Source organism: Curtobacterium pusillum, assembly GCF_007673235.1.
GTDB lineage: Bacteria > Actinomycetota > Actinomycetes > Actinomycetales > Microbacteriaceae > Curtobacterium > Curtobacterium pusillum_C.
Map to the genome: position 1 here is coordinate 445,773 of NZ_VDZH01000003.1, position 19,574 is coordinate 465,346.

Here is a 19,574-nt window from a genome sequence, read left to right on the forward strand (position 1 = left end):
GCCCGCTGATGGGCGTCGACACCTGGATCGCCTTCGGGCTCGTGGTCCTCTTCGTGCTCGTCGGCGGTGTCTTCGCCGCCGCCGAGATCGCCCTCGTCTCGCTCCGTGAGTCGCAGCTGCAGCAGCTCGAGCGTCGTGGCTCCCGGGGCATGCGCGTCGCCGAGCTCGGACGGGACCCGAACCGCTTCCTGTCCGCCGTGCAGATCGGCGTGACGGTCGCGGGCTTCTTCTCCGCCGCGTACGGTGCGTCGTCGATCGCCCCCGACGTGGCCCCGCTGTTCACCGGACTCGGACTCGAGCAGGGTGTGGCCGAGACGGTGGCGCTCGTGCTGATGACGCTCGTCATCGCCTACCTGTCGCTCGTGTTCGGCGAGCTGGTGCCGAAGCGGCTCGCCCTGCAGCGCGCCGAGGGCTTCTCGATGGCCGTCGCACCGACGCTCGAACGGTTCGCCACGCTCATGCGCCCGGTCATCTGGCTCCTCTCGAAGTCGACCGACACCGTCGTGCGACTGCTCGGCGGGGACCCGAACGCCCGGAGCGAGTCGATGAGCACCGAGGAACTCCGCGGGCTCGTCGAGGACCACGACGCCATCGACGCGCAGGGGCGCCGGATCGCCCGGAGCGCGCTCGACGCCGGGGACCGCATCCTCCGCGAGTCGATGCGGCCCTGGTACGACGTGTCGACGATCGACGCCGGCACCTCGATCGCCGCGGCCACCGACCACGCCATCGACCTCGGGCACACCCGGTACCTCGTCACCGACGGCACGCGGGACCACGTCGACGGCTTCGTGCACCTGCGGGACCTCCTGCGGCCGGCCGACCCGACGGCCCTGGTGTCGACGCTCGTCCGACCGGTGCTCGCGCTGCCGGAGACGAAGTCGCTGTCGAGTGCGATCGCGGACATGCGCACCGAGGGACACCAGATCGCCCTGGTCGTCGACGAGTACGGCGGCAGCGCGGGCATGGTGACGCTCGAGGCGCTGCTCGAGGACCTCGTCGGACGCATCCGCGATGAGTACGACGAGCCGACGGCAGAGCTCGACGGCGTCGACGGGGCGACCGTGCTCGAGGACCTCGTCGCCGACGGCGGCCCGGCCCTGCCCGACGGCGACTACGAGACCGTCGGTGGCCTGGTGCAGGTCGCCCTCGACCGGGTGCCCGAGGTGGGGGACGTCGTCGAGGTGGACGGCCACCGTCTCGAGGTGACCGCCATGGACGGTCACCGCGTGGCGCGCGTGCGCATCACGGCCAGCGCAACCGCGTAGCGGACGGGAGGCGCGTGGCGGCCCCGCCCCGCGCCTCCAGTCCGCCCGTCCGTGCCATCCCGCGAAAGCGACAGATCGCCGCGAACCGTTCGCGGTGATCTGTCGCTTCGGCGCACACGCTCGTTGTCCCGAGCGCGATGTGTCGCTTTCGCGCACCGCCCCGCGCCGCGCCTCCAGTCCGCCCGTGGCGGGTACGGGCAGGGCCTGCCTCGGTACCAGCCTCGGGACGTACGCTCGTCGCATGGGTATCGACGTGCGCAACGAGATCCGCGACTTCCTGTCCTCGAGGCGGGCACGACTCACCCCCGAGCAGGTCGGCATGCCCTCGTTCGGCGGTGGGGTCCGGCGGGTGCCGGGGCTGCGTCGCCACGAGGTCGCGATGCTCGCCGGCGTCAGCGTCGACTACTACACGCGGCTCGAACGGGGCTCGCTCAAGGGCGTCTCCGACAGCGTGCTCGAGGGGCTCGCCGGAGCCCTGCAGCTCGACGAGGACGAGCGCGTCCACCTGTGGGACCTCGCGCGTCTGGCGAACGCCGGCGTGAAGGTCATGCACCGCAACGTGCCGACCCGGGTGCGCCCGGGCGTGCAGCGGCTACTCGACTCGATCACCGGAGCGCCGGCGTGGGTGCGGAACGAGCGCGGTGACGTCGTCGCGACGAACGAGCTCGGCCGTGCCCTGTACGCGCCGATGTTCGCCGGCCCCGGGCGCCCGGTGAACACCGCGCGCTTCACGTTCCTCGACCCGGCGGCGAAGGAGTTCTTCCCGGACTGGGCGCAGACCGCTCGGGACGCGGTGGCGATCCTCCGTGCGGCAGCGGTGTCGAACCCGTGCGAGCCCGGCCTGGTGACGCTGGTCGGTGAGCTGTCGACGCGGAGCGAGGAGTTCCGCGCCTGGTGGGCTGCGCACGACGTCCGGACCCACCGCACCGGCAAGAAGCGGATCCTGCACCCCATCGTCGGGGAACTGCGGCTCGACTACGAGGCACTCGAGCTCGTCGCCGACCCCGGCCTCGTGATGTTCTCGTACTCGGCGGAACCGAGCAGCGAGTCGGAGCGGTCCCTGGCCCTCCTCGGGTCGTGGGCGGCGACCGAACGCGCCGAGCAGTACGCGGCACTCCGCGAGTCGGAGACCGAACCGGTCGACTGACCGGTCGTCGCCGTGGCCGCCGTCATCAGGCGGTGGGCGCCGCCGGACCGGCCGCGTCCGGGCCATTCGTCTCCGGGCCGGCACCGCCGTCGTCGATGCCGTCGACGACCGCCTGGTACCGCAGCCGCTCGATGCGCAGCTGTCGCTCCGTCGCGGACAACCGCAGCACGCGGATCGCGGCGAACACGAGCACGATGAGCGCGACCGTCAGCACGGCCAGCGCCACGAAGAACGCGATGTACAGGACACTGACGACGGCGAATCCCCCGGAGACCATGCCCCGACCGTAACAGCCACGGTCCGTAGGCTGGGGTCGTGACGAGGACGACGGACGGTTCAGCGGGGGATGCCGACTACGCCCGGATCGGGCAGGACTACCGGAAGTACCGCCGACCGGAGCCGTCCTTCGCCCGGGCCATCGCAGCGGCGCTCGGCGACGCGCGGACCGTCCTCAACGTCGGTGCCGGTGCGGGTTCCTACGAGCCGACCGACCGCGAGGTGACCGCGGTCGAGCCGTCGGAGTCGATGCGCGCTCAGCGGCCGGAGTCCCTCGCGACGGCGATCGACGCCACAGCCGAGGACCTGCCGTTCGCCGACGACACGTTCGACGCCGCGATGACGACGTTCTCCGTGCACCAGTGGGGCGACCTCGAGCGCGGGCTGGCCGAGCTGCGTCGGGTGACCCGGGGTCCGATCGTGATCCTGACGTGCGACCCCGACCGGGTCGAGGACTACTGGCTCGCCGAGTACGCGCCCGAGGTCATGGCCACCGAGGCACGGCGCTACCCCTCGCTCGCCCGCATCGCCGACGCGCTCGGTCAGGACACCGTGATGAGCACCCCGCTGCCGATCCCCTTCACCTGCGTCGACGGGTTCTCGGAGGCGTACTACGCCCGACCCGAGCGGCTCCTCGACCCGGGCGCCCGGCAGGCGAACTCGGCGTGGAGCTTCGTCGACGAGATGACCGCACGACGTTCCGTCGCCGCACTCCGGACCGCGCTGGAGTCCGGTGACTGGGACCGTGCCCACGGTTCGCTCCGCGTGCAGCCGACGTACGAGGGCGCACTGGTGCTGGTCACCGCGGTGCCGGCGAGCCCGTCCGCGACTGCCGCGACACGCCCGGCTTGACACGTCGTCGTAGGCTGGTCGGGTGAGCTTCCAGGAGGTGGTCGGCGCCCGTAACGCCGGCATCAGGGCGTGATGCCCCCGGTCGCACCGTTCGGTGTGGCCGCCGTCATCGAACCCTGAACCCTCCGCCCGGTGCGGCATGCGTCCGCGTGCCCCGGGCCCTTCCGAAAGCGATCGACCATGCTGCCCATCAGCGAGAAGACCCTGCGTAGCTCCTTCGTGAACGCCTCCCGCAAGGAGACCTCCGACCTCACCCTGCCCGCCGACTTCGAGACGATCGACTGGGACGCGCTCGACTACCTCGGCTGGCGCGACCCGAAGATCGGTCGGCGCGCGTACGCCGTCGTGCCCACGCTCGAGGGCGACATCGTCGGGATCCTCTTCCGGCAGGCCGAGGCCTCGTCGCGCTCCCGTGCACAGTGCTCGTGGTGCCAGGACGTGAAGCTCCCGAACGACGTCGTGTTCTACAGCGCGAAACGGTCCGGCAAGGCGGGGCGGAACGGCAACACGGTCGGCACGCTCGTCTGCCAGGAGTTCCAGTGCTCCCGGAACGTCCGGAAGCTGCCGCCGCCCGCCTACGAGGGCTACGACGTCGAGGCCGCCCGCCTCCAGCGGATCGAGGACCTGCAGCTCCGCGCCGCGTCCTTCGCCGCCGAGGTCTAGCCCCCGGCCCGGCCGTTCCGCGCGTAGGAGGCAGTTCCGCGCGTAGGAAACCGTTCCGCGCGTAGGAGGCCGTTTCTTTCGGCCTCCTACGCGCGATTCCGCTTCCTATGGCGCGCGCGATGGGACGGAAAACGCGACCGGGTGACGACCTGGAGGCGCGGGCGGGGCCGACCCGCGCCTCCAGGCCGGCAGACAGGGCCGTTTCAGGACCGTGGGTCGCGTTCCGGGGGAAACCACCGCGTAACGCCCGTGAAACGGGCGTTCCATAGCGTGAGGGGATGGACCTCGGCGATTTCAACGACGCGACCGCCCCCGATGCCGCGGCGACCGCGGCGGGGTGGGCGGACGTGCCCGCGTGGGTCGACGCGCTCGTGGCCGCGCGGCCGTTCGGCAGCGTGCAGGCCCTCATCGAGCGAGCCGCCGCCACCGCCGGTGCGTGGGGCGCGACGGAGCTCGACGGAGCACTGGCCCAGCACCCGCGGATCGGTGAGCGTGCCGTCGATGCCTCCTCGGCTCGGGAGCAGTCGTCGATGCGGTCCGCCGCCGACGACGTCGCCGAGGCGATCGCCGCGGGCAACGCCGAGTACGAGCGCCGCTTCGGACGGGTGTTCCTCGTGCGCGCTGCCGGACGGACGCCGGAGCAACTCCTCGCCGAACTCCAACGACGGCTCGGCAACGACGCCGCGACCGAGACGGACGAGGCCGCTGCAGCCCTCTCCGACATCGCCGTGCACCGCATCCGTGCGACGTTCGCCGTCCCGCACCTCACCACGCACGTGCTCGACGCGACGCGGGGAACCCCGGCCGCCGGGATCCACCTCGTGCTGAGCACCGTCGACGGTGACGTCGTCGCCACCGGCACGACGGACACCGACGGGCGCGCCGCGCTCGGGCCGGACGTCCTGCCCCGCGGCGACCTGCTGCTCCGCTTCGACTCCGGCGCGTACCACCGGGCCGTCGGGGTCCCGGCGTTCCACCCGTTCGTGGTCGTCGCATTCACCGTCAGCGGTACCGAGCACCTCCACGTGCCGCTGCTGCTCAGCCCGTTCGCCTACAGCACCTACCGAGGGAGTTGATCCGATGCCAGACGTCTCCGTCCACCTGGGACCGAACAAGTACGGGAAGGCCGAGAACCGCCTCGTGCGGGTGACCCGGCACGGGGACCGGCACGAGATCGCCGACCTCACCGTCACCTCGCAGTTGATCGGCGAGGCGTTCGCCGGGTCGTTCACCGCCGGGGACAACTCCCGGATCGTCGCGACCGACACCCAGAAGAACACCGTGTTCGCGCTCGCGAAGGAGCACGGGGTCGGTGCTCCGGAGGAGTTCCTGGCGGTGCTCGCCGACCAGTTCACCAGCGAGTTCGACTGGGTGGAGGGTGGCGTCTGGCAGGCCGAGGTGCACCCGTGGGAGCGCATCGAGGTCGACGGCCGGCCGCACGACCACTCGTTCCGGCGCACCGGTTCGGGCACCCGGCTCGCGACCGTGCACGTCGAGGCCGGGGAGCGCCACGTGACCGGCGGCGTCAAGGACCTGGTGGTGCTGAAGTCGACCGGGTCCGAGTTCCACGGGTTCCCGCGCTCCCGGTTCACCACGCTGCCGGAGACCACGGACCGGATCATGGCGACCGAGGTCACGGCGCGTTGGCGCTACCTGCCATCCGCCGTGCAGGCCGGCATCGACTACGACGGCCTGTACGAGGACGTCGTCCGGGTGATGCTCGAGCAGTTCGCCACGGTGCACTCCCTGGCGCTGCAGCAGACCCTGTGGGAGATGGGCCGCGCGGCGATCGCACTCCGGCCCGAGCTCGCCGAGGTGCGCTTCGCGATGCCGAACAAGCACCACTTCGTCGTGGACCTGTCGCCGTTCGACCTGACCAACGAGAACGAGGTGTTCATCGCGGCGGACCGTCCGTACGGGCTCATCGAGGGGACCGTCGTACGGGACGGGGTCGCCGATGCGCCGCGTGCGTGGGAGCACCTGCCGGCGTTCGTCTGAGGCGGGCGGCCGGCCTGGCGGTGCATGCCGCTGGTGGCATGCGTCCGCGACCAACGCAGCGAACGGGCGAAACACGCAGCCTCAGCATTGCCAGAGGCGCATGTTTCGCCCGTTCGCGCGCCCGTCCGACCACACCCGACGCCCCTCCGCGCGCCCGCTGGGCGAGCCCGATCAGACCGGGTCGGACTCGCGGGTGATGGCGATCGGCGCCGTGGAACGCACCCCGTCGTACGAGCCCACCGCCGGGTCCTCGCCGTACCGCTCGGCCACGGAGCGCGACCCGAGCAGCAGGTTGAGCAGGATCGCCGCGACCGCCCCGGCCGAGATGCCCGAGTCGAAGATCAAGGTGAACCAGGTCGGGAACTGCCCGTAGATCTCCGGGGCGACGGTCGGCAGCAGCGCGATGCCGAGCGGCAGCGCCACGACGAGGACGTTCCGGTTGTCGAACCGCACCTTCGACAGCGTCCTGATGCCCGAAGCCGCGACCATACCGAACAGCGCGACGCCGGCGCCGCCGAGCACCGCGTGCGGGATCGCCTCGACGACCGCGGCGACCTTCGGCACGAGGCCCAGCACCACGAGGATGCCGCCGGCCGCCGTCGCCACGTACCGGGAACGCACGCCGGTCAGTGCGACGAGCCCGACGTTCTGCGCGAACGCCGTGTACGGGAACGTGTTGAACACCCCGCCGACGACCGTGCCGAGGCCGTCCGCGCGGAGCCCGTCGGCGAGCGTTCGCTTGGAGACCGGCCGGCCGGTGACCTCACCGACGGCGATCATGTCCCCGGTCGTCTCGGTCATGATCACGAGCCCGACGACGAGCATCGACACGATCGAGGCCAGGTCGAACGTCGGCAGCCCGAAGTGGAACGGCGTGACGAAGGCGAACCACGAGGCACTCCCGATGCCCGACCCGTCGACCATGCCCGGGACGAACAGCGCCACCACAGTGCCGAGCAGCAGCCCGAACAGCACCGACACCCGGGCGAGTCCCCGCGGCGCGAACCGCTCGACCAGGACGATCGCGAGCAGCACCCCAGCGGCGAACGCGACGTCGAGCGGGTCGGCCGCGCCGTCCTTCCCGCCGTCGGTGACCCAGCCCGCCGCGACGCTCATCAGCGACAGCCCGATGATGAGGATGACCGTGCCGGTGACGATCGGCGGGAACAACCGCACGAGCTGCGCGAACCACGGCGCGATCACGACCATGAAGACACCGCACGCGATCGTCGCCCCGTAGACGGCGGTGATGCCGTGCTCGGTGCCGATCGCGATCATCGGGCCGACGGCGGCGAACGTGACGCCCTGCACGAGGGGCAGCCGGACGCCGAAGCGCCAGAAGCCGACGGACTGCACGATCGTGGCCAGTCCGGCGACGAACAGGTCCGCGCTGATGAGGAACGCCAGGTCGGCGCTGTCGAAGCCGAGTGCACCGCCGACGATGAGCGGCACGGCGATCGCCCCCGCGTACATCGCGAGCACGTGCTGCAGGCCGAGCGGCAGGAGTCGTGCGAGCGGCGGGACGGAGTCCACCCCGTCCGCACTGGTCTTCGTGGTCGTCATGGCGTCCCCTCCGGTGGTGGATTTCCCTGTCCTCCGGACGCTATGCAGCCCGTGTTTCCCCGGGATGACGGGCGTGGGTCGCGTCCGTCACCGGGCACGCGCCCGAAACGCACCGCGCAACGGCCTGGAGGCGCGGTGCCAGCTGGCACCGCGCCTCCAGGCCGTCATCCGGTCGCGTCTACCGACCGATGGTCGACATGTCGGGGTAGCGGTCGCCGGTCGGGACCGGGAGCGCCGACAGGCGCGTGATCTGGTCCGCCGTCAGGGTGAGGTCGGCTGCGCCGACGTTCTCCTCGAGCCGCGAGACCCGCTTCGTGCCGGGGATCGGGACGACGTCGTCGCCCTGTGCGAGCAGCCAGGCGAGGGCGACCTGCGCGGGGGTCCCGCCGGCCTCGGTGGCGATGTCCTTGACGGCGTCGACGATGCGCATGTTCTCGGCGAAGGCCTCCTCCTGGAAGCGCGGGTTCGCCAGGCGGAAGTCGTCGGAGTCCAGGTCGGACGGCTTCGTGATGGCACCGGTCAGGAACCCGCGGCCCAGCGGCGAGTACGGCACGAGGCCGATGCCGAGCTCGCGGAGGGTGTCGAGCACGTCGCCCTCCGGGTCCCGCGTCCACAGCGAGTACTCGCTCTGGAGGGCCGTGATCGGGTGCACGGCGTGCGCCTTCCGGATCGTGGCGGCGCTCGCCTCGGAGAGACCGATGTGGCGGATCTTGCCCTCCTGCACGAAGCCGGCGAGCTGCCCGATGACGTCCTCGATCGGGAAAGCCGGGTCGACGCGGTGCTGGTAGTACAGGTCGATGTGGTCGGTGCCGAGCCGACGGAGGGAGCCCTCGAGCGCCTCTCGGACGGACTCCGGCGCGGAGCTGATGCCGCGGCCGGTGGCCGGGGTCTCCTCACCGGCGGTGTGGGTGATGAGGCCGAACTTCGTCGCGATGACGACGTCGTCGCGACGGTCCGCGAGGGCGCGGCGGAGCAGGTCCTCGTTCGTGTAGGGGCCGTACGCCTCGGCGGTGTCGAACAGGGTGACGCCGAGGTCGATCGCGCGGTGGATGGTGCGGATCGACTCGTCGTCGTCGGTGCCGGCGCCCGTGTAGAAGGCGCTCATGCCCATGGTGCCGAGGCCGACGGTTGCGACCTCGAGGTCTGCGAGCTTGCGTGTCTGCATGGGTGCAGGTCTACTCCGGGTCCCTCGGTTGGAGGGAGGCACTGACCGGACCCGTCAGCCGGGAATGCGACTTCGTGCGGTTCCTCCAAGGTTCCGCGCGTTCGGCCGGCTCCGCTGGTGGGATCGGATCCGTGAACCTGTACTTCCGGCTGTTCCTGCTCCAGTTGCGCGTCCGGCTCCGCCCCACGATCGGCGGACGGCGACCCTCGCTCTGGGACGAGGTCCGCACGCCGTTCCGTGTGACCCTGACCGACCTCGACCCGCTGCGCCACGTGAACAACGGGAAGTACCTGTCGATGCTCGACCTCGGGCGGCTCGACCTCATGCTCCGCTCGGGGTTCTGGGATGCCATCGCCGAGCGGGGCTGGTACCCGGTGGTGTCCGCGCAGACGATCACCTACAAGCGGTCGCTGACGCTCGGGCAGCGGTTCGAACTCGTCACCCGGGTGCTCGGCATGGACGACCGCGCGGCCTACCTGGAACAGACGTTCGTCCGACGCGGGACCGTCGTCGCACGGGCCGTGGTCCAGGCGCGGTTCCTCCTGCGGGCCGGCGGGACGGTGCCGCCGTCGGAGCTCCTCGAGGCAGCGGGCGCGACGGACCGGGACCTGTCGGTGCCGGAGTGGGTGCACGAGTGGGCGGGGGCGACCCGCATCAGCAGCTCCGCGGGGTAGACAGGTCCGGTGAGCGAACGCGACGACGAGCACCGCACCCCTGCCACCAGCCGACGGGTCCTGCTCGCCGGGGGAGTCGGACTCGGGATCGCCGGGGTGCTCGCGGCGTGCAGTCGACCGTCGCCGTCCCCGTCACCGAGCGCGACGTCGACACCCCGGCCGACCCGGACCCCGACCGCGTCCCCGACACCGGGCGGACCCGACACGTGGGACGCCCTCGCCGCCGCGGTGTCCGGCCGGCTGCTGCGGTCGGGGTCGAACGGCTGGGACTCGGCGCGGCTCGTCGAGAACCCCCGGTACGACGACGCCGATCCGCAGGCGATCCTCCGGGCCGCCGACGCCACCGACGTGCAGGCCGGGGTCGCCTTCGCCCGGAACACGAACACCCCCGTGGCACTCCGGGCCGGCGGGCACTCCTACACGGGGTGGTCGGCCGGCGGCGCGAGCGGCACCGACGTCCCGCGGTCGCTCGTGATCAGCACGCAGGACCTCGACCAGATCCAGCTGCACGACGACGACACGGTGACGATCGGCCCCGGTGCGCAGCTCGGGGACGTGTACGCCGCGCTCGCGAAGGCCGGTCGTGCCATCGGCGCCGGGTCGTGCCCGACGGTCGGCATCGGCGGGCTGACGCTCGGCGGCGGTGTCGGGGTGCTCGTGCGCTCCTTCGGCCTGACCTGCGACCAGCTGACCGGTGCGACCCTCGTCACCCCGGACGGCACCGTGCACGAGGTCTCGGCGACCGCCGAACCCGACCTCTTCTGGGCCTGCCGGGGCGGTGGGGGTGGAAGCGTCGGCGTCGTGACCGCACTGACCTACCGGACGCAGGCCGCGCCTCCCGTCCTGCTCTTCCGCATCACCTTCCGGTGGTCGGCCGCCGCTGCCGTGGTGCGGGCCTGGCAAGACTGGGCGCCCACGGCGGACCGGCAGCTGTGGTCGACGCTCAAGCTCCTGAACGGCTCGCGGCACAGCGCCCCGACGGTCACCGTGACGGGCGTGTGGACCGGGGCGAAGACCGGGGCGGACGCCTCCGTCGACGGGTTCATCCGCGCGACCGGTGCCACGCCGCTCGCGCACACCGCCCAGCAGCTGACCTACGGAGCGGCGATGTCGACGCTCGCGGGGAAGGCGCAGCGGGTCTCCCAGGCGGCGACCTCGTCGATCGGCACCACGAAGCTGACAGACGCGCAGATCGACACCCTGGTGCAGCACGCGGCCGCGGCGGGCGACGTCGCCGGCAACCGCGAGGGCGGGGTCGCCCTCGACGCGCTCGGCGGCGTCGTGTCGGACGTCGGACGGACCGACACCGCGTTCCCGTGGCGGTCGGCGCTGATGACCGTGCAGTACACGGCGGTGTTCGCGGACGGGGCGGACCCGGCGCCGTTCGACGCGTACGTGCGGGGGTTCCGGAAGGCGATGCGGCCGGCGTGGGGCGACGCGGCCTACGCGAACTACTGCGACGCGGCGATCACGGACCCGGCGGACTACTTCGACGTGAACACCTCGCGGCTGCACCGGATCGCGGAGCAGGCGGACCCGACGGGGATGCTGGCGCAGCCGCACTGGGTGTGACCGCGCGGGGTCTGGCCGTGCGCGACGCGAGTCTCGGCATGCGCGACGCGAGTTTCGCTGTGGGCGACAGTTCTCGCGGTGCGCGCCGCGAGAAGTGTCGCCCACGCCGAGACTCGGGCACGGCCGGGCCGGGCCGGCCGGGCCGGCCGGGCCGGGGACCGGACCGCCGTCCTACGATGAGCGCGTGGACATCGACGACCTCGTGCTGCCGGACACCGCCGCCTGGCGCGCCTGGCTCGACGCCCACGAGGACGAACCCGACGGGGTGTGGCTCGTCCTCGCGAAGAAGGGCACAACGGAGCCGACGACCCTGACCTACGACCAGGCACTCGACGAGGCCCTGTGCTCCGGCTGGATCGACGGCCAGAAGCGCGGGCGCGACGAGGCCACGTTCCGGCAGCGGTTCACCCCGCGGCGGAGGGCCTCGCTCTGGTCGCAGCGGAACATCGGACTCGTCGCGACGCTCCTCGCCGAGGGGAGGATGCGGGACCGGGGTCAGGCGGAGATCGACCGCGCGAAGGACGACGGCCGGTGGGACCGTGCCTACTCCGGGGCCGCTGCGGCGACCGTGCCGGAGGACCTGCAGGCAGCGCTCGACGCCTCGCCCGCCGCCGCCGCGCTGTTCGCCGAACTCGATGCCACGAACCGGTACGCCGTACTGCACCGGATCATGACGGCACCGAGCGCGACGGCCCGGACGAACCGGCTGACGAAGCTCGTCGGCGGGCTCGAGCGCGGCGAGACGCCGTACCCGCGGAAGGTCTGAGCCACCGGCAGGCCGCCTGCGTCAGCCGCGCAGCCCTACCTGCACGCCGCGGTGGTCACTGCCGTTCGCGGGGAGGACCTCGGTCGACGTGGTGTCGAGCCCGCGGACGAACACGTGGTCGATCCGCACGACGGGCGCCTGCGCGGGCCAGGTGAACCCGAACCCGCCGCCCTCGTCGAGCATCCGGGTCAGCGGGAGCATCTCCGGGTCCTTCGAGCCGCCGTTGAAATCCCCGGCGACGACGAGCCGCTCCGAGTCGTCGTCACGGACCGCGGTCGCGAGGGACGCCAGCATCGTCGGCCGTCCGTCCTCGCCGCCGAGCCGCAGCGAGTCCATGTGCACGACGTACAGCCGGACGTCGCCGCGGTCGGTGTCCACGGTGACGCGGAGCGCCCGCGCCCACCCGAGGCCGAGCGTCAACGGCTCGCCGCCGCTCAGCGTCGTCCGACTCCACACCCCGATCGACCCGACCCGGTAGTGGTGCGGGTACCGTTCGTCGAGCACGCCCGCGACGGCGGTGCCCGAGGACTCCGTGAGCTCCTCGAGGGCGATGACGTCCGGGGTGCGTGCTGCGATCGACCGCGCCGTGGCCGCCGGGTCCTCGTTCGCGGCCTCGACGTTCTCCGTCACGACCGTCAGCTCCGGCGACCCCGGCGCGTCCGGCGTGAGCACACCGGGCAGGATCGCGAACGCCCACGCGGCGGCGAACGCCAGGGAGCCCACCGCGAGCCGCTTCGACCGGGAGCCGAGGGCAACCCCGGCGACGGGCACGAGCAGCAGGGCGAGCCAGGGGAGCAGGGAGCCGACGACCGAGCCGGCGGTCCCGAGGACACCGAGCGCGGCGGGGAACACGAGGACGACGATCCCGGCGAGCAGCACGATCCCGACGACACCGATGACGAGCGAGCGGCCGGGACTCCGTCGTGGGGAACGGAAGGGCACCCGAGGAGCATACGAACCGGCGCTGACAGCACCCCGGGGGACAACCGTCCAGCACGGGTCGAACGCTCAGGCGTACACCGGGTGCATGACCACTGGCACCGACACCACGAACCGTCCGGCCGCCGCCTCCGGCACCTTCCGCATCGGGGGCGACCTCGAAGTCCACCGCCTCGGCTACGGCACCATGCAGCTCACCGGCCCCGGGGTCTGGGGGCCGCCGAAGGACCACGACGAGGCCGTCCGGGTCCTCAAGCGCGCGGTCGAGCTCGGCGTGGACTTCTTCGACACCGCCGACTCCTACGGCCCCTACGTCGCCGAGGAGCTCCTGCACGAAGCCCTCCACCCCTACGGCGACGACGTCGTCATCGCGACGAAGGCCGGACTCACCCGGACCGGCCCGAACGAGTGGCCGCCGGTCGGCCGCCCGGAGTACCTGCGCCAGGAGGCCGAGATGAGCCTCCGCCGCCTGGGCCTCGAACGCATCGATCTGTTCCAGCTCCACCGCATCGACCCGAAGGTCCCGCTCGAGGACCAGGTCGGCGAGCTGAAGAAGTTGCAGGACGAGGGCAAGATCCGGCACATCGGCCTGTCCGAGGTGTCGGTCGACGACGTCAAGGCGGCCCAGGAGATCGCGACGATCGTCTCCGTGCAGAACCTGTACAACCTGCAGAAGCGCGACGCCGAGGAGCTCCTCGACTGGTCGACCGAGCAGGGCATCGCGTTCATCCCGTGGTTCCCGCTCGCGACCGGCGGGCTGACCGGCGAGGACTCCCCGCTCACCGAGATCGCGTCGCGGAAGGGTGCGTCGCCGGCGCAGCTCGCGCTCGCCTGGCTGCTCAAGCGCTCGCCCGTCGTGCTGCCGATCCCGGGCACGTCGAGCGTCTCGCACCTGGAGGACAACCTGCAGGGCGCGACCATCGAGCTGACCGACGACGAGTTCGAGGAGCTGTCGAAGCTGGGTCGCTGACGCGACCACGAGACGGACTGGAGGCGCGGTGCTGGCTGGCACCGCGCCTCCAGTCCGTCTCCAGCACCGTTCGCGGGCCGCACTTGCGCACCCATACCGGGTATGTGCATACTCAGTATGTCCACGGTGGACGGGAACTGGGGGAAGTGTCATGAGCGTACGGATGGGCGTACTCGCGCTGCTGGTGGGGGGACCCGGCTACGGGTACCAGCTCCGGGGGGAGTTCGAGCACCGGACCGGGGGCAGCTGGCCGCTGAACATCGGCCAGGTCTACACGACGCTCGACCGTCTGGAACGGGACGGCCTCGTGGCCCGCGGCGACGCCGACGACGACGGACACGTCGTCTACACGGCGACCGACGCGGGTCGCGAGGCAGTGGCGCGCTGGTTCAGCGAACCGGTCCCGGCCAAGCGCGGACGCGACGAGCTCGCGATCAAGTTCGCCCTCGCCGTCACCGTGCCCGGCGTCGACGTCACGCACCTCGTGCAGGTGCAGCGCGCGGCGGCCGTGCGGAACCTGCAGGACCTCACCCGGCTGAAGCGGGGCACGGACCCGGCGGAGGACCTCGCGTGGTCGCTCGTCCTCGAGGCGATGCTGTTCCAGGCGGAAGCCGAGGTGCGCTGGCTCGACCACGTGGAGTCGAGCGTCGCCCGGTACCGGCCGAACGAGCATCCCGCTCCGGTCGACGCACCGGCGTCCGACGCGACCGTCCGGAGCGCCCGGTGACCGCCGCGCCGCTCCTCGAGCTCGACGCTGTGAGCGTGCAGTACGGCTCCGGCGCGAAGGCCGTCACCGCCCTCGCCGGCATCGACCTGCAGATCCGCCGCGGCGAGATGGTCGCGGTGATGGGTACGTCGGGCTCCGGCAAGTCCACGCTGCTCGCGTGCGCCGGTACCCTGCTCCCGCCGACCAGCGGTGAGGTGGTGATCGACGGGGACTTCGTGTCGGACCGTCCCGCGAAGGACCTCGCCGCGCTCCGCCGACGCCTGGTCGGGTTCGTGTTCCAGGACTTCAACCTCATCCCGTCGCTCACCGCCGTCGAGAACGTGGCCCTGCCGCTCGAACTCGACGGGTGGAAGGCCTCGCAGGCACGGCGAGCCGCAGAACTCGCGCTCGACAACGTCGAGCTCGGTCACCGTTCCGACGCCTTCCCGGACGACCTGTCCGGCGGGCAGCAGCAGCGCGTGGCGATCGCCCGCGGGGTCGTCGGCGAGCGCCGGCTGGTCCTCGCCGACGAGCCGACGGGTGCCCTGGACTCGCAGACCGGCGAGGTCGTGCTCCGGATGCTCCGTCGACACGTCGACGCCGGTGCGGGGGCGCTCCTCGTGACGCACGACGCCCGGCACGCGGCGTGGGCGGACCGGATCGTGTTCCTCCGCGACGGCCGGGTGGTGGACGAGACGGTGTACTCGGGCGTCGAGATGGCGCTCACGGACCGGGCCGCCTCGTGAGCGCGCGTCGGCGCCGAGCCGACGTCGACCAGCCCCGTGTCCGCACGCCGTTCGCACTCCGACCGGCGCTCCGGCTCGGGCGACGTCTGGCGTTCGCGAAGGTCGGGCGTGCGGCGCTCATCGTCGCGCTGATCGGGATCCCGACGGCCGGGTTCGCCGCGGTGTCCGTCGTGGTGCAGTCCACGCAGCCGACCACGACCGAACAGCTCGGGTACGACCTCGGGCACGCGGCCGCGCAGATGCGGGCGATGGGCCCCGACCTGCCGGGCATGCGGCAGGACCCGGTCGCCTGGCAGTACTCCGAGGCAGCGAAGGGCAGCCCCGCGTCGAAGGCCGAGGGCGACCTCCGCTACGCGAACGTCCTCGACCACGTGCCGGCGGGCGCGGTGTCGATCCCGGTCGGGTCCGCGTCGATCGTGCTCTCCGGGCCGAAGGGTCCGATCGGGCTCATGGCCGTCGAGGGTGCGGTGTGGTCGAAGGTGCTCGCGGGGCACTGGCAGGTGCTCGAGGGCACCGCACCGACCGACCGCGACGAGCTCATGGTGACGCCGGCGACCCTGGCACGGCTGGGGGCGTCGATCGGGGACACCGTCGACCTGACCGACCCGGTCACGAAGCGGTTCACCATCACCGGGACGATGCGCGACCTCGGCTCCGACCCGGGCGAGCAGGGTGTCTTCCTGCCGTGGGGCACCACGCTCTCGCCGACCACCGGGGAGGACACGCGCGGCGTCTCCGACGTCACGGTCTACCTGGCGTCCGACGCACCGACGTGGTCGGAGATCCGACAGCTGAACGCGCACGGGATCGTCGTCCAGTCCCGCCCCGTCGTCCTCGACCCGCCGGACGAGCGGTTCCCTGCCGCGCAGCGGAACTCGTCCCTCGGCTGGTACCTCGGGGCGATGGCGCTGCTCGGGGTCTTCGCGATGTTCGAGGTCGCCCTGCTCGCCGGGGCCGCGTTCCTGGTCGGGACCCGGGCGGACACCCGCTCGTACGCGATCGTGACGAGCGTCGGTGGGGACCGTCGGTTCGTGCGGACGATCGTGGCCGGGTCCGGGCTCGTGCTCGGCGTCACCGGGGCGGTGCTCGGCGTCGCACTCGGCACCGGGATCGGCGCGCTGGCGTTCCGTCTGGTCGACAACGGCAACGTCAGCACCTGGCCGGGCCTGCACGTCCCCGGGTTCCTGCTGCTCGCGATCGGTGCGGCCGGGGTGCTCGCCGGGCTCGTGGCCGCGCTGGTCGCCGCGCGGGCCGCCACCCGGATCAACGTGCTCGCCGCGCTGCGCGGATCCCTCCGACCGGCGCAGGTGAACCCCCGCGCCGAGCGTCGACGACGCGTCTGGGCACCGGTGCTCATCGTCGTCGGCACGGTGATGACCCTCGCGTGCGGCGTCGGGGTCCTGCTGCTCAACGACCGTCCGGTGCAGGGCGACGACTACGCCTGGGTCGCGGGGGCGGGCGTCGCGATCGGCCCGTGCCTCGTGCAGGTCGGCGTCGCGATGTGCTCGCCGTGGCTCCTCGCGCTCGTCGCCCGCCTGTCGACCCGGCTCGGGCTGTCGGCACGCCTCGCTGCGCGGGACGCTCGACGGAACCCGGTCCGGACCGTCCCGGTGCTCGCGAGTGTGATGAGCGTCGTGTTCGTGGCCTCGGTCGCGATCACGTGGAGCGCGTCCTCGCACGCGCAGTTCGTCCGCGACTACGAGTACCGGACGGCGGTCGGCGTCGCCACCGCATCGGTGTCGGTCACCGACGACCAGGGCAACGCGACCGGCTACGACGCCGCCCTCACCGCCCGCGCGGCGAAGGTCGTGGCCGGAGTGCTCACCCACGACAGGGTGCGGGTGCTGGGCGCCGTGTCCGAGCAGGCCGGTGAGGTCCCCTCGACGGTCACCCTCCCGCACGACTGGGGGACGCGGGAGTGCCCGGCGAACGACACGACCTCGTGCTCGGCGTACCTGCAGTCCCAGGACGACTCGACGCCGCACATCTGGACGGGCACGGTCGACGACTACGCCCTGCTGACCGGACACCGTCCGTCCGCGACCGTCCGTGACGCGCTGACCTCCGGCAAGGCGGTGTCGCTCTGGCCGGAGTACGCGCACGACGGCGCCGTGCAGATCGACACCTTCCACGACCAGACCTGGGACAGCATGACGACGACGTCGGGTGACCGACCGGACGCCACGACGACGATCCCCGCCGTGCTCGACGTGCAGTCGCCGCGGATCCAGGTCGGCGTCTTCATGACCCGCGAGACCGCCGAGCGGTACCGCGTGCCGGCCGTCGACGGGATGCTCGTGACGACGCAGCCGACCGAGCTCACCCCGACGCAGTGGGACGAACTGTCCTCGGCGTGGCAGAGCCAGGGCGGCCTCGACCGCGACCGGTGGGGTGGCCCGACGTTCATGTACGAGACCGGTCCGGTGGACGCGCAGGGCGTGGTGAAGGCGCTCGTGCTCGCACTCGCCGCTGCCGTGACGATCGGCGCGACGGCGGTCGCCATCGGACTCGCACGCTCGGACGGGCGCCGTGACGACGAGGTGCTCGACTCGGTCGGTGCAGCCCCGGTCCTCCGGCGTCGGGTGTCGGCCTGGCAGGCGGCGATCCTCACCACGGTCGGCGCGGTGATCGGCACCCTGCTCGGGCTGCTGCCGATCCGGGCGCTCACGCTGCGCTTCACGGCGGGTCCGGTCGGGACGTCGCACATGCCGTTCGTCGCGGACTGGCCGTTCCTCGCGTTGCTCGCCGTCGGCCTGCCCCTGCTGGTGACGGTGGGGACGTGGCTGACGGCGGGCCGCAGCCGACGGGTCGCGGTGCGTCGCGCACTCTGACGCGGCCCCACACCGGACTGGAGGCACGGGGCGGCGCCGCCACGCGCCTCCGGGCCGGTGCGACCCGGCCCCGTCAGGAACGGGCGCCGGGCTGCACGACCATGAGGACGGCGACCGCCACCCACACGAGGTTGAACAGACCGACGAGGAGCGCGAGTCGACGCGGTGACGCGGCCGTGCCGTTGCCCCGGAGCACCTCGCGCTGCTCCGGCAGCACCCCGAACGCCAGGATCGCGGCCGCCACCGCCGTGAGTCCGATCGACACGAGCAGCCAGACCTCGCCGAGGGAGTCCAGCTCGTACGCCAGCGCCACACCGAACGTCGGGACCGCGAGCGACACGATCGAGTAGACGTGGCAGATCCGGTGGAGGACCGTCGCGACCGCCCGCGCCCCCGGGTCGGCGGCGTCGGTGACGAGCGCACGAGCCGGCTTCGGGAACAGGCTGCCGGCGACCGAGACCGGCCCCAGGGTGAGGAGCGCCGCCACCACGTGGACGGTGAGGAGGACGCTGGACATCCGCACCAGCCTAGGGCGTGGGCGAAGCTGGGAGCGGCCGCGAGGACCCACAGCGAACGCCGTGGTTCCCCAGGTCTGGGGGCTGGTACCGAGCGCCGATCCGGGGGATACCTGATGTCGTGTCCCGCACCCGTCGGCTCGCCCTGATCGCGAGCATCGTCACCGCCGCCTGCCTCGTCGCTGGTGGCTCCTTCGTCGTCGGCTCCGCCGTCTTCGGCACCGCACGGTCGGCCACCGCCGAGAACGCGACCGCGGGCCTGTCCGTCCCCGGTGCCCGCGTCACCCTGGCACCGGTGGAGCGGGCGGACACCAGCATCCCGGTACGCGAGCAGGTCGTGACCGGTGCCCTCGGCGACCGCGGCCGCTCCGGCGCCGTCACCTTCGCGTACGCCGGCGACTCGATCACGGCCCGGCCCGACTCCTGGTTGCACGTCATCGAGTCCGACGCGCGCCTGCACGCCGTCGGCGGGTACGCGCACAGCGGCTACCGGGCGGACCAGGTGCTCCACGAGATCGGCCCGGTGCCGACGGCGGACGTCCTGGTGGTCGAACTCGGAACGAACGACGTCAACCAGGCGGTCCCGACGGCGACCACGATCGCGAACGTCGACGCCGTCGTGCGGAAGGTCGGCGCACAGCACGTCCTGGTCGTCGCCGGGCCGCCGTCGGACTGGACGAGCAGCCACTGGGGTGCCGACCGCCGCGCCGGGCAGCTCGTCCTGAGTCGGGCACTCGAGCGGGACGCGATCGAGCACGGCTGGTCGTACGCCGATCCGTTCACGGCGTTCCGGCAGGCGGACGGCGCCTGGGTGCGCGGTTCCTCGCCGGACGGCATCCACGGGACGGCGGCGACCAACGTCGGGATCGCACGGGAGATGGCCTCGGCGATCACCGCGGCCGCACGCCGAGACTGACCGTCAC

The 19,574-nt window shown here is 72.4% G+C and carries 19 protein-coding genes and 1 pseudogene; 15 read left to right on the forward strand and 5 right to left on the reverse strand.

Going from position 1 to position 19,574, the window contains the following annotated elements; genetic code table 11:
- Positions 1-8: 8 nt before the first annotated feature.
- On the forward strand, positions 9-1,268 hold the full coding sequence (locus tag FS532_RS10550; RefSeq protein WP_144753683.1) for a hemolysin family protein: 1,260 nt from the start codon (positions 9-11) through the stop codon (positions 1,266-1,268).
- A gap of 241 nt (positions 1,269-1,509) precedes the next feature.
- Positions 1,510-2,415, forward strand: coding sequence for a helix-turn-helix transcriptional regulator (locus FS532_RS10555; protein WP_144753686.1), 906 nt, complete (start codon positions 1,510-1,512; stop codon positions 2,413-2,415).
- Positions 2,416-2,440: 25 nt separating this feature from the next.
- Here the strand turns inward: FS532_RS10555 and FS532_RS10560 are convergent, their stop codons facing one another.
- On the reverse strand, positions 2,441-2,692 hold the full coding sequence (locus FS532_RS10560; protein WP_144753688.1) for a hypothetical protein: 252 nt from the start codon (positions 2,690-2,692) through the stop codon (positions 2,441-2,443).
- A gap of 38 nt (positions 2,693-2,730) precedes the next feature.
- On the opposite strand from FS532_RS10560, the gene FS532_RS10565 reads away from it, so the two are divergent.
- The 5 genes and pseudogenes from FS532_RS10565 (at position 2,731) to pucL (ending at position 6,204) form a co-directional block, all read left to right on the forward strand.
- A complete protein-coding gene (locus tag FS532_RS10565; RefSeq protein WP_144753691.1) occupies positions 2,731-3,543 on the forward strand; it encodes a class I SAM-dependent methyltransferase in 813 nt (270 codons plus the stop codon).
- A gap of 180 nt (positions 3,544-3,723) precedes the next feature.
- Positions 3,724-4,206 carry an FBP domain-containing protein gene (locus FS532_RS10570; RefSeq protein ID WP_144753694.1) on the forward strand — a complete coding sequence of 161 codons (483 nt, stop codon included), beginning with the start codon at positions 3,724-3,726 and terminating at the stop codon, positions 4,204-4,206.
- Between the two features lie 278 nt (positions 4,207-4,484).
- Positions 4,485-4,943, forward strand: a pseudogene (gene uraD / locus FS532_RS19045) (2-oxo-4-hydroxy-4-carboxy-5-ureidoimidazoline decarboxylase); the annotation flags it as partial.
- On the forward strand, positions 4,944-5,282 hold the full coding sequence (gene uraH / locus FS532_RS19050; protein ID WP_186322009.1) for a hydroxyisourate hydrolase: 339 nt from the start codon (positions 4,944-4,946) through the stop codon (positions 5,280-5,282).
- Positions 5,283-5,286: 4 nt separating this feature from the next.
- A complete protein-coding gene (pucL, locus tag FS532_RS10580; RefSeq protein WP_144753697.1) occupies positions 5,287-6,204 on the forward strand; it encodes a factor-independent urate hydroxylase in 918 nt (305 codons plus the stop codon).
- 171 nt (positions 6,205-6,375) lie between these two features.
- Here the strand turns inward: pucL and FS532_RS10585 are convergent, their stop codons facing one another.
- Positions 6,376-7,767, reverse strand: a complete 1,392-nt coding sequence (locus tag FS532_RS10585; protein WP_260852641.1) for a nucleobase:cation symporter-2 family protein — start codon at positions 7,765-7,767, stop codon at positions 6,376-6,378.
- A gap of 178 nt (positions 7,768-7,945) precedes the next feature.
- Positions 7,946-8,932: an aldo/keto reductase gene (locus FS532_RS10590; protein ID WP_144753700.1), complete on the reverse strand. Its 987-nt coding sequence runs from the start codon at positions 8,930-8,932 to the stop codon at positions 7,946-7,948.
- A 131-nt stretch (positions 8,933-9,063) separates the two neighbouring features.
- On the opposite strand from FS532_RS10590, the gene FS532_RS10595 reads away from it, so the two are divergent.
- From FS532_RS10595 to FS532_RS10605, 3 genes are all read left to right on the forward strand, one after another.
- The gene (locus FS532_RS10595) at positions 9,064-9,606 is read left to right on the forward strand and encodes an acyl-CoA thioesterase (RefSeq protein WP_144753702.1); all 543 of its coding nucleotides are present in this window, start codon (positions 9,064-9,066) and stop codon (positions 9,604-9,606) included.
- A 9-nt stretch (positions 9,607-9,615) separates the two neighbouring features.
- Entirely contained in the window at positions 9,616-11,178 is a 1,563-nt protein-coding gene (locus FS532_RS10600; RefSeq protein ID WP_144753705.1) for an FAD-binding oxidoreductase, read from the forward strand.
- 184 nt (positions 11,179-11,362) lie between these two features.
- Complete coding sequence (locus FS532_RS10605; RefSeq protein WP_144753708.1) at positions 11,363-11,944, forward strand: YdeI/OmpD-associated family protein; 582 nt, start codon at positions 11,363-11,365, stop codon at positions 11,942-11,944.
- A gap of 21 nt (positions 11,945-11,965) precedes the next feature.
- Here the strand turns inward: FS532_RS10605 and FS532_RS10610 are convergent, their stop codons facing one another.
- Positions 11,966-12,886: an endonuclease/exonuclease/phosphatase family protein gene (locus FS532_RS10610; RefSeq protein WP_144753711.1), complete on the reverse strand. Its 921-nt coding sequence runs from the start codon at positions 12,884-12,886 to the stop codon at positions 11,966-11,968.
- An 85-nt stretch (positions 12,887-12,971) separates the two neighbouring features.
- Here FS532_RS10610 and FS532_RS10615 point away from each other — a divergent pair, with 85 nt between their 5' ends.
- The 4 genes from FS532_RS10615 to FS532_RS10630 all read left to right on the forward strand — a co-directional run bounded on the left by FS532_RS10615 (position 12,972) and on the right by FS532_RS10630 (position 18,136).
- Positions 12,972-13,853, forward strand: coding sequence for an aldo/keto reductase (locus tag FS532_RS10615; protein WP_144753713.1), 882 nt, complete (start codon positions 12,972-12,974; stop codon positions 13,851-13,853).
- Between the two features lie 151 nt (positions 13,854-14,004).
- Positions 14,005-14,580, forward strand: coding sequence for a PadR family transcriptional regulator (locus tag FS532_RS10620; protein ID WP_144753716.1), 576 nt, complete (start codon positions 14,005-14,007; stop codon positions 14,578-14,580).
- Entirely contained in the window at positions 14,577-15,305 is a 729-nt protein-coding gene (locus tag FS532_RS10625; protein WP_079237515.1) for an ABC transporter ATP-binding protein, read from the forward strand. The genes FS532_RS10620 and FS532_RS10625 overlap by 4 nt, the downstream gene beginning before the upstream one ends.
- Positions 15,302-18,136, forward strand: a complete 2,835-nt coding sequence (locus FS532_RS10630; protein ID WP_144753719.1) for an ABC transporter permease — start codon at positions 15,302-15,304, stop codon at positions 18,134-18,136. Before FS532_RS10625 ends, FS532_RS10630 begins: the two co-directional genes overlap by 4 nt.
- Positions 18,137-18,209: 73 nt before the next feature.
- On the opposite strand, the gene FS532_RS10635 is transcribed toward FS532_RS10630, so the two are convergent.
- A complete protein-coding gene (locus tag FS532_RS10635; RefSeq protein WP_144753722.1) occupies positions 18,210-18,653 on the reverse strand; it encodes a hypothetical protein in 444 nt (147 codons plus the stop codon).
- A 119-nt stretch (positions 18,654-18,772) separates the two neighbouring features.
- Here FS532_RS10635 and FS532_RS10640 point away from each other — a divergent pair, with 119 nt between their 5' ends.
- Positions 18,773-19,567, forward strand: a complete 795-nt coding sequence (locus FS532_RS10640) for an SGNH/GDSL hydrolase family protein (RefSeq protein ID WP_186321989.1) — start codon at positions 18,773-18,775, stop codon at positions 19,565-19,567.
- Positions 19,568-19,574 lie beyond the last annotated feature (7 nt).